General features: G+C 34.4%; 18 protein-coding genes. 8 read left to right on the top strand and 10 right to left on the bottom strand.

Annotation, left to right across the window (positions count from 1 at the left end):
* Window positions 1–73 precede the first annotated feature (73 nt).
* The 5 genes from ACFPH8_RS05485 to ACFPH8_RS05465 form a co-directional block, all read right to left on the bottom strand.
* Window positions 74–718, bottom strand: coding sequence for a hypothetical protein (locus ACFPH8_RS05485; protein WP_376859153.1), 645 nt, complete (start codon window positions 716–718; stop codon window positions 74–76).
* Between the two features lie 10 nt (window positions 719–728).
* Entirely contained in the window at window positions 729–1529 is an 801-nt protein-coding gene (locus ACFPH8_RS05480; protein WP_376859151.1) for a hypothetical protein, read from the bottom strand.
* A 245-nt stretch (window positions 1530–1774) separates the two neighbouring features.
* Window positions 1775–2440, bottom strand: a complete 666-nt coding sequence (locus ACFPH8_RS05475) for a response regulator (protein ID WP_376859149.1) — start codon at window positions 2438–2440, stop codon at window positions 1775–1777.
* Between the two features lies 1 nt (window position 2441).
* Window positions 2442–3875, bottom strand: coding sequence for a tetratricopeptide repeat-containing sensor histidine kinase (locus ACFPH8_RS05470; protein ID WP_376859147.1), 1434 nt, complete (start codon window positions 3873–3875; stop codon window positions 2442–2444).
* Between the two features lie 18 nt (window positions 3876–3893).
* Entirely contained in the window at window positions 3894–4109 is a 216-nt protein-coding gene (locus tag ACFPH8_RS05465; RefSeq protein WP_376859145.1) for a hypothetical protein, read from the bottom strand.
* A gap of 1166 nt (window positions 4110–5275) precedes the next feature.
* On the opposite strand from ACFPH8_RS05465, the gene ACFPH8_RS05460 reads away from it, so the two are divergent.
* Together ACFPH8_RS05460 and ACFPH8_RS05455 are read left to right on the top strand one after the other, a co-directional pair.
* Window positions 5276–6022 (top strand): hypothetical protein, encoded by a 747-nt coding sequence (locus ACFPH8_RS05460; RefSeq protein ID WP_376859143.1) that lies wholly within the window; start codon window positions 5276–5278, stop codon window positions 6020–6022.
* Between the two features lie 204 nt (window positions 6023–6226).
* The gene (locus ACFPH8_RS05455; RefSeq protein ID WP_376859141.1) at window positions 6227–6793 is read left to right on the top strand and encodes an NUDIX domain-containing protein; all 567 of its coding nucleotides are present in this window, start codon (window positions 6227–6229) and stop codon (window positions 6791–6793) included.
* A 105-nt stretch (window positions 6794–6898) separates the two neighbouring features.
* Here ACFPH8_RS05455 and ACFPH8_RS05450 read toward each other — a convergent pair whose 3' ends face one another.
* Window positions 6899–8371 (bottom strand): T9SS type A sorting domain-containing protein, encoded by a 1473-nt coding sequence (locus tag ACFPH8_RS05450; protein WP_376859139.1) that lies wholly within the window; start codon window positions 8369–8371, stop codon window positions 6899–6901.
* Between the two features lie 369 nt (window positions 8372–8740).
* On the opposite strand from ACFPH8_RS05450, the gene map reads away from it, so the two are divergent.
* Window positions 8741–9505, top strand: coding sequence for a type I methionyl aminopeptidase (gene map / locus ACFPH8_RS05445; protein ID WP_376859137.1), 765 nt, complete (start codon window positions 8741–8743; stop codon window positions 9503–9505).
* A gap of 184 nt (window positions 9506–9689) precedes the next feature.
* Here map and ACFPH8_RS05440 read toward each other — a convergent pair whose 3' ends face one another.
* The 3 genes from ACFPH8_RS05440 to ACFPH8_RS05430 are packed head-to-tail and all read right to left on the bottom strand — an operon-like array spanning window position 9690 to window position 11589.
* On the bottom strand, window positions 9690–10019 hold the full coding sequence (locus tag ACFPH8_RS05440) for a hypothetical protein (protein WP_376859135.1): 330 nt from the start codon (window positions 10017–10019) through the stop codon (window positions 9690–9692).
* A 54-nt stretch (window positions 10020–10073) separates the two neighbouring features.
* On the bottom strand, window positions 10074–10412 hold the full coding sequence (locus tag ACFPH8_RS05435; RefSeq protein ID WP_376859133.1) for a hypothetical protein: 339 nt from the start codon (window positions 10410–10412) through the stop codon (window positions 10074–10076).
* A 10-nt stretch (window positions 10413–10422) separates the two neighbouring features.
* A complete protein-coding gene (locus tag ACFPH8_RS05430; protein ID WP_376859131.1) occupies window positions 10423–11589 on the bottom strand; it encodes a HEPN domain-containing protein in 1167 nt (388 codons plus the stop codon).
* A gap of 148 nt (window positions 11590–11737) precedes the next feature.
* Here ACFPH8_RS05430 and ACFPH8_RS05425 point away from each other — a divergent pair, with 148 nt between their 5' ends.
* Entirely contained in the window at window positions 11738–11965 is a 228-nt protein-coding gene (locus ACFPH8_RS05425) for a helix-turn-helix domain-containing protein (RefSeq protein ID WP_376859129.1), read from the top strand.
* Between the two features lie 196 nt (window positions 11966–12161).
* Here ACFPH8_RS05425 and ACFPH8_RS05420 read toward each other — a convergent pair whose 3' ends face one another.
* Window positions 12162–12554 carry a hypothetical protein gene (locus ACFPH8_RS05420; protein ID WP_376859127.1) on the bottom strand — a complete coding sequence of 131 codons (393 nt, stop codon included), beginning with the start codon at window positions 12552–12554 and terminating at the stop codon, window positions 12162–12164.
* 89 nt (window positions 12555–12643) lie between these two features.
* Between ACFPH8_RS05420 and ACFPH8_RS05415 the strand changes: the two genes are divergently transcribed.
* The 4 genes from ACFPH8_RS05415 to ACFPH8_RS05400 all read left to right on the top strand — a co-directional run bounded on the left by ACFPH8_RS05415 (window position 12644) and on the right by ACFPH8_RS05400 (window position 15715).
* The gene (locus ACFPH8_RS05415; protein WP_376859125.1) at window positions 12644–13363 is read left to right on the top strand and encodes a tyrosine-type recombinase/integrase; all 720 of its coding nucleotides are present in this window, start codon (window positions 12644–12646) and stop codon (window positions 13361–13363) included.
* Between the two features lie 2 nt (window positions 13364–13365).
* Window positions 13366–13773, top strand: coding sequence for a tyrosine-type recombinase/integrase (locus ACFPH8_RS05410; protein ID WP_376859123.1), 408 nt, complete (start codon window positions 13366–13368; stop codon window positions 13771–13773).
* Between the two features lie 156 nt (window positions 13774–13929).
* Window positions 13930–14511 carry a DUF7010 family protein gene (locus tag ACFPH8_RS05405; RefSeq protein WP_110474113.1) on the top strand — a complete coding sequence of 194 codons (582 nt, stop codon included), beginning with the start codon at window positions 13930–13932 and terminating at the stop codon, window positions 14509–14511.
* Window positions 14512–14662: 151 nt separating this feature from the next.
* Entirely contained in the window at window positions 14663–15715 is a 1053-nt protein-coding gene (locus tag ACFPH8_RS05400) for a type I restriction endonuclease (protein WP_376859120.1), read from the top strand.
* Window positions 15716–15853 lie beyond the last annotated feature (138 nt).

Genomic DNA, 15853 nt, shown 5'->3' with positions numbered 1-15853 from the left:
TTTTACAGAGTTACTTTCATTATGTTTTTAGTGATTTTTAAAGATATAAAAAGAATCTTCAAAGCATCTAGTATTATTGAAATTTACGCAACCACCGTTGAACAAATTCATCATTTCTCGGATACCATTGTGTACTAATAGCGTATGAGTAACCGTTTCTTTTAATCTCATATTTCCATGTCCATCGATTCATTCCTCCTTCATCCTTTACCGCAATTGATTTTTCGGCATATGTAAAATGATCTGGCACTTTTAAAAAAAGTGGGAAATTAATGTTAAAGGTGATTTTAGAATAATCTTTTAAACACAGTTTTTCTAAATCGGTATCTGAAAGTTTTCTTGCCGATACTGAAATTTTTTCTTGTATTTCAGAATTTGAATAAATCCTTTTTGATTTTATTTTAATGTTTTTTGTTGTTCTAAAAGTTACATCTTGCTCGATGTCATTTCGTTTTAAAAATCTTAAATAAGTTTTTAAAGCGTTTATATAAGTTCGATGACCTTTATTGCCAAAATCACTGTGTTTCCCATTAAAATCATATAATTCAATCAAAGGTTCAATTTTAGTCTCATCTTCAATATCAAAAATATAGATGCGTTTTCCTTGAAACTGTGAATAGTGCTCCGATATTTTCTTAATAGCATTGGTATAGCTGTAAACCGTTCCAATAGCCTTATGTTCTTTTTCAATTAACCACTTTCCAAATTTCTCTTCCATTGTATTTTGTTTAATTCCTATTATCTTTATTCAAGTTAAGAATAAGGCAGGAATTCTCTTTTATTTCAAAAGTTCCAAGCCAATTAATAGTTCCACGACCAGCTGCTTTAAATTTATAAACACCAGGTCTATAACCTAATGAAATTGTTCCTTCCTCATAACATTCAGGTTCATCGTCAAATTGCTTTCCTAATTCGCCATAGTACATATCCTCAATCCATATTTTTATACTTTTAGCCTTATTCATATCGGACCAGAAAGAAATATAACCAGCATCTTGAGGTTTTTCCACAGTTTGTGGACCATTTAAATCGTTTATGAAATAGACTTCCACAGTATCTGTATTACCATCTAATAAGTCCAGACTTAAAAGGGCTTTACCATTTTTTATGGGTGTAATCATCTTAAAGTCTAAAGTATGAGCTGAATAATTGTTTATCACAAACTTTATTATTTGATTATTATCAATAAACACTTTGGCATCAGTACAATAATTAAAATTATCAGTGACTGATACAATATGCCAACCATCAATTATGCTTTCAGGATAATTCTCATGATCGTCGTAGGTTCTTTTAATTATTTCTAATTGGGCTTTGGCTTTTTGTATTTCACGTTCTCGTTTTTTATTATTATCCCAAGAATTCCTAAACGAATTAATAGCATAAGCAATATTTGTTAAACCAATATTGTTATTATTATTTATAGTGTAAGTGTTTTTTTGAATGGCTACTTGGTTAACTTGGACATAATTTTGGGAAAGTATAGCAATAGGTAGAAATAATAGAAATAAAAAAAAAGGTAATCTCATGAATTTGGGTTTTGGTTAATTTCAAAAATAAGAATTTATTATGTTTTAAAATAGAAGTTTGATCATTATCCAAACATAAAGAATTGTCCTCAAATCACTTTACTGTTTCCCGTAAAAAGCAACAAAAAAAGCGCACAAAACCTGTGCGCTTAAAAAACTCCCTCGTTTTTTCTCAATAAATAGCATAGCAAACATATAGTACATATGTCAACTTTCCTTACTGTTTTCCGTAACCTGATGAAATTTTAAATAAGTCCTAAATCTTTAACGATGGCGACCAAATGAATAGCATTTTTGGCTTTAAATTGAATGCGGAGTTTATTAAGACGCTTTTCTATAGAACTCAAACTACTTGGCGATAAGCCTTTTTTCTTGTATTGCTTACTGATTTGTTCTTGCGATAATCCCAAAGACAAATCTTTCAACAGTAAAATGTCATAATCATCAATTTCTAAATCCGATTTTTTACTCAACGCTTGTGAAACTGTTTCTGAAACATACACTTGATCTTGAGAAACAGCCTTAATAGCATCGTTTAATTCAATAAGTCCTCGCCTACCTTTGCAGACATAAGCTTTTACAGCATAGTCATTCAACAAACGCTTTACCGTTTGAATCCGATCTTCTATGGAGTAAACTATAATCTTTAAATCAGGAAAATTGGTATGTAATGCTTCAATTAAATCTTCTCCAGAGGCATATTTTTGATCTCTATGATCTTTTTTGAAGGATAAATCGGTGATTATTAATTCAAAAGGCTCACCATTTAAACTGGCACTTTTAATTCGTAAATACGCATCATCACAGTATTGGACGGATGTGACATTGGTTATTTTTAACGTGTCCAGAATGGTTAACATTCCTAGATTAATACTGATTAAATCGTCTGAAACTATTACTTTTTTAAACATCCTAAACTATAATTAATGCACTGAAGCCTTCGTTAATTTGAGATTTAAAAGTAATAGAACCATTTATAGTATTTATACGGTTTTCCGCATTTTGCAATCCATTTTGTTTTTTTTGGTTGCTTCCTACACCATTATCCGTGTATTGAATATGAACTTTTCGACCTTGCTTTTTAAAGTCTAAAACCACAATAGTTGCCGAACTGTGTTTTTTCATATTGGTCATTAATTCTTGAATGACCCGATAAATAGCGACTTTTTTAGTTTCGGATAAACCTTCCCAGTTTATTTTTGAAATCCCTTTGATAAGGATATTTCTTTCAGAACTTTGATAATTTGAAATTAAGTCTTTTAAAAGTTCTTGATAATTATTGACCACATCTATATCATGATATTCTCTGGAAATATCTCTTGTTTTTTCATAAACAGCTTCTAAATCATCTAAAACTGAATCCTTGTTTATCTGTTCTTGTTGTAGTTTGTTCATTAAGTGATACACATCATTCGCCACTTCATCATGTACTTTTTTTGAAATCCGTAATTCTGTATTATAAACCTCTAACTGTTTTTGTTTTTTATGGCGCTGTCGGATTACTAAAAACCACACAAAAGCAAAAACACCCAAAAGAATGGCGGTATATCCATAAATCAACTTCAAATTTTTCTCTTTTTCTGCTTGAAGCAAATTGGCATTCGCTATTTTTTCTTGTTGCGTAAAATCGTATTTTTTGGAGGCATATTTTCCTTCGGTTAATAGATTAGCTTCTTTTATACTATCACTGATTTTTTTATATAATTGAACTTCCGAATCACTTTTTAATTCAATTATTACATCCATTGTTTCTGAAATAATATTAGAATTATTAGTTTCTTTAGCTAAATGGTAAGCTTTTCTTGCATATGTTTCTGCCTTGATGGTATCACCTGTTTCCGAGTAATACTTGGATACATCCATGTAACTTCCAATGACTTCACTTCCATTCTTTAAAGCTTCACGCATAGCAAGACCTTGTAGTAAGTAAGTCAAGGCATCTGGTTGATTGAGTTTCCCTTTTACTTTTCCATAATTATTGAGAATACGGGCTTTTTCTGAAGGATCTTGAACATCTGCCAACGAATTATGGAGATCTTCAAACTCGGAAAGTGCCTGATTTAAATTTCCCGACTTTATAAGCACATAGCCAATATTATTTTTAAGTATAATTTGATGGTGTTTTGCTGTAACTAAATCGAGGGCTTTTTGATAATAGGTAATGGCTTTATCGTATTCTAATAATTGACGATATATTTTACCCAGCTGATTGTAAATTCCAATACGGCTTTCAGTAGTCGTTGAATCTTCTGGCAAATTATCTACTAATTTTAAAGCTTCAATAGCCGTTCCTTCACTATCATAAAAGAAACCAAGCTTATTTTGAATAATGGCTATTTGCCGCAAATTGTAAATGGCATGCGTTTAATTTGACGCCTTAAGATTTTGATCTTTGACTTTTGTGAAGTAATCGAATGCATCAATTAAATCATCTTTTTGTTTTGGGTTTTCTACCTTATCACTAAAATATAAAGTACTATCTATTGCTTTTTTTTGAAATGCATAACATGGCAAAGCCATAAGATTTAACAACCCTAAAATGGAAAAGAAGAAAATAAGGAATGACTGTTTAAAGGACATTTATTAGGTGTTAAATCAAGTCGAAATTTTGTATAAATATAACAATATATTATAGTTTGCTTGTTTTATTTATACACTGAAATATCGTTTAAACAGTTTTTAAAAACGTGTTCATCCTGTCTACTACTTTTTAAAAGCTAAAAAACGCTAAAACAAGGAAAATCCCATTTTCTAAACCCTTAATTTATATAGCTCTAAGACAGGGTGTTTTTATGAAATTTTTATATATTGCTACCTCAAACTATTATTAATAATAGTGAACATAAACTGTTCTTTCCTGGAACACACTTGCAGCGAAAACATCACTTAACTATCTGATTATTATATAGTTAGAATTTTCATAACCCGGAGGTCCCGAGTTCAAATCTCGGTCTCGCTACAGCAGTAAAAGTCTTATACGAAAGTATAGGGCTTTTTTTATGTCTTTAAGTGTTGTGCTAGCACATAAGCGATGAAGGCATAAAAAAAGCCATTCAACGCGCTCGCGTTTAAACTTTTACTATTGTCATGGCAACCCTATAAAGATTCTGTAAATCTCGGTCTCGCTACAGCAGTAAAAGTCTTATACGAAAGTATAGGGCTTTTTTTATGTCTTTAAGTGTTGTGCTAGCACATAAGCGATGAAGGCATAAAAAAAGCCATTCAACGCGCTCGCGTTTAAACTTTTACTATTGTCATGGCAACCCTATAAAGATTCTGTAAATCTCGGTCTCGCTACAGCAGTAAAAGTCTTATACGAAAGTATAGGGCTTTTTTTTATGGGTTTCGCTGAAGCTGGCTTCCAAGTGAATAGGTATACAAACGTGTTATAAATGCGTGAACGTTTAGATTTTAGTATGGTTATACTACATTCTATATTCTTTAATCTCTGACATTGAATCTAGACCGCTACGCTTTTAGATTATAGAAACTAGACCCATTTTATTAGGCTTAACCCTTATAGGCATTGACACAGACATTCTTTTGTTAGAATCCTCATTCATTTCTATTTGAAACCTACTATAAAAACGGTGCATTGATTAAACAGGGCATCTGTAAGCCTATTTTCCACCCTTGTATCCTTACAATATACTAGGGTTATGTATAGCGTATCTATAGGGTATCCATAGGGTTGATACGCTATACCTATTGCTTATATACCTGTTATTCATTATATTAGTATTACCATGGCACGACAAAAAGGACCTTTTACAATTTCGGGAACCCTGGGCGATATTAATTATTATATAGCCCGTAGTATTGGCTATAAACGAAAAGCTGGCGGTGGGTTTGATGGGTATGCTATAAAAACCAAAGCCAGTATGCAACCCGTAAGAGATAATTATAACGAATTTGGGACTTGTAGTCGGCTTAGAAAGCATTTTCGTTTGGCCTTATCGCCGTTTTTAATTGGTATTACAGGTAAGCTATTCCACTCCAGGATGATGCAATTATTTTTAGGCCTTAAGGCTTTGGATGGTATTTCTGAACGTGGAAAAAGAACTGTAAAACAGGGTTTACAAACAACCAAAGGCCAAAATTTACTTAAGCAGTATGCCTTTACTTACCAAACTCCGCTATTAAAAGCGTTAACAACCCATGGGCGTTTTAATTGGGAAAGGCAGCAGTTAGCCATTAGTGACTTTAATCCCAGTTTGTTTAAAAAACCAAAAGCTACCACCCATATTGGCCTTACTTTGGGTATATTGGATTTTGATTTTGATAGCTTGGCATCATCGTTACACCTGTCTCCTACCTATTTTTTAGATGTTCGTTCTGGCAGCACTTCCTTTGACCTCATTCCCAATACCGTATTAGCGCCCATTCATTTTGGTGTGGCCGTTTTAGGGATACGTTTTTATAGCATTCAAGGTGATGCCTTATGCGAATTACCAAGATCTGTTGGTGCTGTGGTATTGGATTGTTTGGGGTGATTGGTTTTCGGATTGCATTAGAATTTGATGTCATAGCCGCAAACCATTTTGTCACGTCCTGATAATTATTGAGGTTACGACTTTTCACGGACTTGTCTCTTTACTTGGTAAGTTTATTCACGATTGGAAAATTGAAACCAAATTATTTACTTTACTATTTCGAATTTACATAGACTTTAAGTCTGCTTTAAAAAACAAAAAATTATGACCTATCGCCTACTTCATGAAGAACTGGTATTTGACAGTTTCTTTAAAATCAAAAAAGCAAAAATTAACCATGACACCTTCAACTCAAAAACTATAGAGGTGGAACGGTATTGTTTTGAACGGGGCGATTCTGTAGCCATTGTTATTTATGAAAAAGACACCGATTGCTTGCTGTTTACCAAGCAATTTAGATATCCCAGCATTAAAGAAGGGGATGGCTGGATACTTGAGCTTACTGCCGGCTCTATAGAAGCCGATGAGAACCCAGAACAGCGTGTGAAAATGGAGGTAGAAGAAGAAATTGGTTATCAGCTAAACGGGCTGGATTTTATAAGTTCATTTTTTGTTTCGCCTGGCGGAAGTTCGGAGCGCATTTTTCTGTTCTATACCGAAGTAAATTCATCCGATAACATATTTAAAGGTGGCGGTTTGATAACTGAAAAAGAGGATATTCAATTGGTAAAAATGCCGGTTCAGGAGGTCCGTAAACACATCAAAACCAATCAGTTTTGCGATGCGAAAACCATTATTGGGATTCAATGGTTTATGGGGCATTACCTGTAATAAAAAAAACAGCTTTAAGCGCTTTGAGAATCGCGACTGTTCTTTACATTATGTAAAAAAGCGCCACATTTCAAGTGGCGCTTTTCACTATTACGTCCTTCCAAATTATTTAACCACTAGCTTTTTGGTGGCCTTCGCATTCTCGCCTGTTAATTCTAAAATATACATACCAGCCTTCAAATCCAAAAACATGCTATTCCCTCCTATTTGGAGTGTTTTCTGCATGATTAATTTTCCATCTAAACTGTATATGGTCATGTGTTTAAAAGCCGTATTATCGGCTATGTTTAGTTGTCCGTCTGTAGGATTCGGATACATGGTTACGACCTTCAATTGGTGATCGTCTGTACTTAAAAAGCCACAATCTACGGGATCAAAACTTACTAATCCTAATGTAGACATATCGTTTTGATGCACAATAACGGCTTCGGCGTCGGCAAGGGTGTTTGGCGCATTGGTTTCATCCCAACAATTATTCATGGCCATCAATGCGTTGGGTGTATTGTTATAGAGCGCGTACGTTATGCCACCGTTTCCATTTTCAGAAAAGACATTTTGGCCTACATTTGCGGCGCCATCACCCAAGTTAATAGACGCTTCCCCAATAACCGTAATTCCCCAGAGGTTACGACGAATTTGATTTCCACTGGCAATGACTTCCATACCGCCTGAAGAGGTATTTAAGGAAATACCACTTCCGCCGACGTTAGGACTTCCTTGTGAATCATTGTCTTCAATCCTGTTATTTCTAACGTAAGCAAAGGCATTGTTTCCAACAATGGTCAGTCCATATCGGTTATCGGTAATGCTATTGTCATCGATTATGGCATTTATGGTACCTCCAACCAAGTTAGACACGGCAATGCCGCCTACCATATCCAAGCTGCGATCGCCTTTAATGGTATTTTGAATAATTTGAATGGGTTCTGTAGTCCTTGTGGTCCCCATGTTAATTTGAGGTCGGTTAGAATTTGCTTGATTATTCCCTTCCATATAATTATTAAAAATATACGGAGATACGGCACTATTGGCACCCGAACTTATAGCTGGGGTTTGATTAAAGGTAATCGTGTTGTTAGTAATTTGCGGCATACCTCGTGAAAGCGCAATAACGCCGCCCGTTGCAACACCTGACACGTTATTGGTAATTAGACAATTGTTAATGGTAAACGTTTCAGTAAGCACACGTAAGCCACCACCATATTGAATGGTAGCGTTTTGAATGTTAATATTAGAAAACTCTTCAAAGCGAAAACCATCATAAGGTGCGGCTGGATCTATGGCCGTAAACGTGACACTATCTGCATTGACGTTAAAGGTTCCAAAAACGGTGATGCGGATATCGGCAGCTAGTTCCAATGTTACATTTGAATTTATAAGAAAAGTATCTGTTGTGGAAATTATCAAATCATCCACCAAGGTATAAGTGGTGCCTGAAACCGAAATGGTAGCCGGACTTGCCGCCACCAGATCCTCTAAAGTAAAGGTGGTTCCGGTATCTGGCGTGGTATAACCCTGTGCCGAAACGGTTCCAATTAAACCGATGATAGCCAAGAAATTAAGTAGTTGTTGTTTCATGATTTTATGTTTTAAATTTTCATAAAGTTAAAACATATTGCCGGGAATGGCTGTTAAAACGGTATTATAAAATCGGCCGTTTTTGGTGGTTTGCTTCTAAATTTCTCGCACAACCGTTATTTGGTTAATTTAAAAAATCGCGCTTTTAGTTGTAAAAGCGCCATTTTAAAGAAGTCATTTCCCTAATTTTTTTAAAACGCGCTTTTCTATTTTTACCTAAACTATTAATGCGCTGAAAATTTATTCGTGCTATTATTTTTTAAGTTACTTTTAGTTTCTATATTGAAGATTAAAATGTGATTATATTTGTGGTGTCTATATACAAACCATGACTTATACCAACCGTTGTAAGCAATTAAAGAAAATAACATGTCGATAACAAAAGAAGACGAATTAATTGGAATGAAAAAGATTAGTGACGTTGTTGGAACTACACTAAAATTAATGAGAGAATATGCTAAAGTTGGCATATCTACAAAAGAACTAGATGCCTATGGAGGAGACATTTTGAAGCGTTATGGGGCTAAATCAGCACCCTATGAAACGTATGGATTTCCTGGTTATACGTGTATTAGTATCAATAAAGAAGCCGCACACGGAATACCATCCGAGAAAAAAATATTGCAAGAAGGCGATTTAATCAATATTGATGTTTCAGCGGAGCTTAACGGTTTTTGGTCTGACAATGGTGGCTCTTTTGTTCTAGGTAAAGACATCCATAATCACCAACCGCTTGTAGATGCTTCTAAAAATATATTACGCAAAGCCATAAACCATATCAAAGGTGGTGTGAGAATTTCTGATATTGGCTATATAATAGAAACGGAAGCAAAAAAATCAGGATTTAAAGTCATTAAAAACTTGGCTGGTCACGGCGTTGGTAGAAGTTTACACGAAGCGCCAGAAAATATTTTAAACTACAGCGTTACAAGTAACAGAGAGCGATTCAAAAAAAATACAACAGTAGCCATAGAAACTTTTATCTCAACAAAATCCACTGTTGCTGTAGCATTGAATGATGGTTGGACATTAGTCGGTAACAAAGGTGGATACGTCACCCAACACGAACATACCATACTTATAACGGATAAACATCCACTTATATTAACCGAATTGAATGCCATTTGGGATTAAATACCTGGGTACAACCAAGTACCGGAGTCAAAAGCGGTTCTGCCGATAAGCAAGCAGGTAAAACCCTATAACCTTATCACTAAAATACCTCTATAAATTTCGTTAGCACTACATCCTGATATCAGAAAATATAATCGGATTGTATATACTATGGCTGTTGTGTTACTTATTTAGAACACCTGCCCTAGGCTTTATTTTCTTGGTTTATTTGGGCATTGACCTCGTCCAGAAACGCACCTTCCTCAAAGGGTAGTAGTTTTTGTGCCAGCTCCAAAGTTTTCCGAATATCGCTTCCGTGATTTTTTATGCGTGGCGGTGCATAGACATCGCCTTGGGTGGCTAAAATACTCACATTAATTAAGGCTTCAATGGTTATAAACACATCTTGATAGCCTTCAAACTGCAAATACTTGGCTTTAAATTGCTGTTTTTGAATATCAGACGGTTCTAAAGTGTCCAAGTGCTGCTTGGCTGACTTCAAGAGGGTTTTGAGTTTCTTTTTTTTTGTTTTCATCTGGCTTGCAATTTAATTAGTGGTTGATTACTGTTATGGTATCCTGTTATCCTTTTAGGCTTTTTTGCTAGCCCCATCCGCTAGTATTTCGGTAATCTTATCCAATCCATACATTTGGTCGTGAGGCAAGAGGTCAATGACCATCTCAATAACTTTGGTTACACTAGCTATTGGCATTTTATGGGAATGCTTGGGTTCCACAAAACTGCCATGGCCATCCAGCGCATAATAACAGACTTCCAAAAGGGCGGCTATGGAATTGGTCAAGTCCGCCTGGTCCAACACTTCAAACCCCACAGTTTTTCTGGTTCTATTTCCAAAAGGTTCTTCTCGGAGGCCCGAGAGGTTTTGGATGTGCTCCCGGATAGCTTGTAATTTGTTTGTATCTGTCATGGCTGTTTTATTAATCGTCTATGGCTGTTTTTAAAGCTTCATCTCTGATGGTGTCTAGCATCTCCATTTCGGTATAGGGTATCATATCCAAGATAAACCCCAACACTTCTTTAATATTAAATTCTGGATCGGGAATGTACCGCGTCCCACGGTAGTCGGATTCCATAGCCAGCAAACAGACTTTTACTAGATTGGCTATCATATAGGCGGTATCCAAATAACCTTCTGTAAGCAGTTCCATGGTGTATAAGCCGGTTCTAACCCGATGGGGTTTTAGGCTGGGAAAATCCCTTTCGGATAGTGACTGTATAAAATTAGCCTTTTCGGTAGCATTTGGAGGCCGGCATGATTCATTAGGCTTCTGACGTTCTTTTGGATTTGTTAGTGGATTTGTACAGGCCTCCCATAGGGTTGTATATATACGAGTTACCATGGCTTCTAGGGCTTTGGCTTTCTCCAGGATCCGTTGGAGCTGTTCCGTATTAATATGATAGTGGTTTTCATAGCGCGTTGCTATATAGGCTGCATCCAACAGGTTTAACAAGCTGTGCTCCGCCTCTATTTCCGTAGGGAACAGGTTTCCGAGTTCTGGCGCAAAATCCTTGATATAGGATTGCAGTTCTTTTATCCGATGGCTTTTACGCGCCTTGCCCATGGTAATGAGCGCTGCAAACCGAAACCACAGCTCGATGTATTGGTGCAGCATATAGGCCGCATGGGACCCCTGATGGTTGTCCATAAAAAAAGTGGCCCCTTTTAAAAAGCCCGCTAGTTTTTGGCTTTCTTTATTAAAGCTTGTTTGTATGTTGTTGGATGTGCTTTGGGGGATTTGGTATTCCTGAAACCGATCCGGTTCGGTTTGAGGACTTTGATAAACTAGTTTATCCCAGCTGCAGTGATACACAAAAAACAGGTTGTCCGCTATAAGTTGTTCCTCGGCATAGTCCAAGGGGAATATCCGGTATAGCATAGCGGTTTCTTCCTGACATATTTTGGCAACCATGGCCGATAACTTTTGTGTTAACGCCGAACAGTATCCTGAAAGCACCACAATCAGCAGCGGTTGGTTGCCACCTGCCAATCCGGTATCTGACTGGTATATGTATTTTATGTCCAGTAAAGTAGTAAGCTTATTTATAACTTGTTCTTGATGTGAATTAAGTATTTGACTCATCATTTCTACATTTATTTATAAAATAAGACAATTATTTCATATTATCGGAACTAATATACATATAATAAGACAAAATAACAAATCAAAGTTTAGAAAATCGGAAAGTTTTATCTTAAATAGTAACTTTATATACTGAAAACAGGATAAATAGATGACAGAATTAGGACTTTTCTTTGCAAAAAAATCAATAAATAGATCAGACGTGTCGCGCAAAACTGGTTTAAGCAAAACACGATTAAGCGAACTCGCGAATAATGCAAGTACACAATTGAAAGTAAAAGAGCTATACTTAATTGCCCTTGCCATTGACGAAGACCCAGGAGACCTTTTTAAGGAAGTGTGTAAGGATTTACAGCTGCCGAAAGCGGATAGGGAGTAAAAAAAGAATTGGTTATTACACGGATTTCTGATCCCGGTGTGCATCCTGTATGTATTTCTGTTTTCGGTCTGACTTCGAATTCCAAGATTTTGGATAAGCCCGACATAGTCCATTATTTCAACACTAGCACTAGATTTTGAACAGTTACTTTGATGAAATCGGGTTTCTGATTTTGTTCACATGATTATAAACTATATTAACTCAAAGGATTTTTTTTCAGCATATAATCTTGCCATTTTATGAGAATAAATTTATCTACACCATGTTCTACTTTTTTAAGAAATCCATACTCATATACAAATAGATACACATCTCCTTTCTTATTTTTCCAATAATGCGTAAAGAAATTAGGATTAAACCCTTCACCTATAATTAACGATGACCTAACAGTTGCCTTTCCTGCTTTATTATACTGTTTTAATATCTTTCTATTGGTTTTAAGTTGATTATCGACCTTATTGAAAAATCTAGGTTCTTCCTCCTGTGATTTTCTATAATGATAGGTGCTTTTGCAATGTAAGTCACAAAATCGTTTATCTGACCTACCTTTCAATTCTTTTCCGCAGGCTACGCATGTTTTTTGTCTCATTTCATTAATTAAGTGAAGGTTACACGAATACTATTCGTATAAGATACGGATAAATCAATTATAGTGTTTAATTTTATAAAAAGTGTACAATGAAGTTTAGACAACATATAGCCTTAAAGCATTTATTAATAGACAATAAGAAATATATTGGTCTTCAATTCTACTCTAACAAGGCATTGGATATTCTTGTTAAACAACTTAAAAATGTAAATTGGAGTGATGAGTTTAATATGTATCGTGTTCCGAACAACAAAAATCAGTTAGACGAAATTTATAATACTTTTAGAGGCGTAGCCTGGGTTGATTCGAAATACTTTTTTAGTCACACCCGTTCTAAAGCACTTAATGAGGTTTTTGATGTTGATTGGTATAGACAGCGAGCACGACCATCTAATTACAGATTGTGTCCAGAAGTCTATTTACAAAAGCTTGAATTAAAAAAATATTCTAATAACACCGTTAGACTTTATGTAAAACTTTTTGAGGAATTTATAAATCACTTTTTTGATAAAGATATAGATCATATTAACGAGGTAGATATACGAGATTACTTGCAACTTCTTATAAAAAGTAAACGCTCTAATTCATATATCAATCAGTCCATAAACAGTATAAAGTTCTACTACGAGGTTGTTATGGGAATGCCTAATAGGTTATACAGGATTGATAGACCTAGAAAAAAGAAAAAACTACCAGTTGTACTCTCAAAGGACCAAATAAAACTTTTGATTGACTCTACTAACAACATCAAACATAAATGTATCGTTTCCTTGTTGTATTCTTCAGGCTTGAGACGAGGCGAGTACTAAATTTGAAAATTAATGATATAGATAGTTCTCGTATGCTTATTCACGTAACGGATGCAAAAGGCAATAAAGATCGCTACACCATTTTATCAACAAATGCGCTTAAAGATTTAAGAGAATATTATAAACAATGGAAGCCACAAGAATATTTGTTTGAAGGTATTAAAAATAAACAGTACAGTACGGGGAGTGTTGGCAAAATAATATCAGCCGCCGCAATTAAAGCAGGAATAAGGAAACATGTAACTCCACATACGTTAAGACATAGTTTTGCAACGCATCTTCTTGAAAACGGTACAGATTTAAGATATATTCAATTGTTATTAGGGCATAACTCGACTAAAACCACTGAAATTTACACTCATGTTGCTAAAAGTAGTTTTGATTCTATTAAAAATCCATTAGATTTGTAGGTGTAGATATAATAAATATAATAACACTAGTAATATTACACACACGTTGTGGTGCATTTAAAAAAAATCGGAAAAGCATCAAAATTTAGAAAAAATATTGTAATTCGAAGAACAATTTTTGAGAAATATAAAAAAATAAAACTGACTGAATAACCAATGAATAAAAGGACACTCGAACAGCAACGAATTGAATTTTCAAATCAAAAATTTCTTGCTACACCTTTATCAGGACTAATAGTTTGGACAATTATCGGAATTTTTGGGATTTTTTTCTCTGATTTTATAGCAGTTTGGTCTATTTTTATTGGAACTGGTAGTATTGTGTATTTAGCTATGTTCATTTCAAAATTCACAGGTGAAAATTTCCTTGATAAAACAAAACCAAAAAATGAATTTGATAAGCTTTTCTTTTTTACGGTTGGACAAGCACTTTTAGCCTATTCTATTGCAATTCCTTTTTTTATTATAGACTATTCTTCATTGCCTATGACAGTCGGAATTTTGACAGGCTTAATGTGGTTACCATTTTCTTGGATAATTAATCATTGGGTTGGGATTTTCCACGCAACTTTTAGAACGACAATAGTTCTTGCACTTTGGTATTTATTACCTGAACATAGATTTATTGCTATACCATTCGCAATCGTACTGATTTATATAATAACAATCGGAATTTTGAAAAACAGGCGAAATAAAGAAGAACGTGGAAATAAAAACGCACCACAACACTGTGTATAAAAAATGCTTATTTTAGTGCTTAATCAAAAGGAAAGTGTGTGTTTGCTTTCTTCCGATTTTCATTCCGAAAACCCTCTGACACAAACACGCACTTTTCATACACGAAACCGTTGCCAACCATTTGAAAAAAAACCGAACTAATAAGAAAAATATGGAATTATTTAACCAACTAAAAGGACTTGCAGACAAAGTAGAACAGCTGAAAGACCGAATTGAAACAGAAGAAAGTACAAAACACGCTTTCACTTTACCGTTCATAAATATTTTAGGATATGACGCTTTTAATCCGACAGAAGTTGTGCCTGAATTTACTGCCGATTTAGGACTAAAAAAAGGAGAGAAAGTAGATTATGCGATTTTTCAAAATGGAGCACCAATTTTAATTGTAGAATGTAAAAATTGGAAACAAGATTTGAACGTTCACAACTCTCAATTATTTAGATATTTTCACGTTACAAAAACGAGATTTGCCCTTTTAACAAATGGAATTACTTATAGATTCTACACGGATTTAGAAGAAACGAATAAAATGGACGAAAAACCATTTTTAGAATTTGACATTACAAACTTAAAAGAAAGTACTGTTAAAGAAATCGAGAAATTTCACAAATCAAAATTTGATGTTTCTAAAATCGTTGATAATGCGAGTAATTTAAAATACACAAGAGAAATTAAAAATCTGATTGACCAAGAACTTCAGTCGCCATCTCAAGAATTTGTTCGCTTATTTGCTAATAAAGCATATAATGGAAGATTAACTTCAAATGTTATGGACGAATTTACCGAAATTGTAAATAAAGCTTTTACGCAGATAATAAGCGAAAAAGTAAACGACCGATTAAATTCAGCTCTTAATAAAGAAGAGGAAAAACAAAAAATAGAAGAAGTTGAGGAAGAACCTAAAAGCAAAGTGGAAACTACAGAAGAGGAATTGGAAGGATTTGCAATTGTAGTTGCGATTTTGAGAAGAAAATTATCAAAAGAAAGAATTGTTTCGAGAGACACTCAATCTTATTTTGGAATTTTATTAGATGACAATAACAGAAAGCCACTTTGCCGACTTCATTTAAACGGAGGAAACAAATACATTAGCATTTTTGACGACAATAAGAAGGAAATTAAAGAACCAATAAATTCTATTGACGACATTTATAACTTTGAAAAACAATTATTAAAAACGGTCGAAAATTATAATGCGGAATAAAAAACGGTTGGCAACAAAGAACTGAGTTAAAAAACAAGCAATTTTAAGCTAATTTTGAAACAAAGTTCTCATCATAAGGCAAACCACTTTTTGCGATAGCAAATGCCTGTTTTAATAATTTATTTGCTACTGCTATTA

The organism is Bizionia hallyeonensis (genome assembly GCF_042657385.1).
Lineage (GTDB): Bacteria > Bacteroidota > Bacteroidia > Flavobacteriales > Flavobacteriaceae > Algorimicrobium > Algorimicrobium hallyeonense.
Note: the sequence above shows the minus strand (reverse complement) of the source record. Positions and strands in the feature narration are given on the sequence as shown.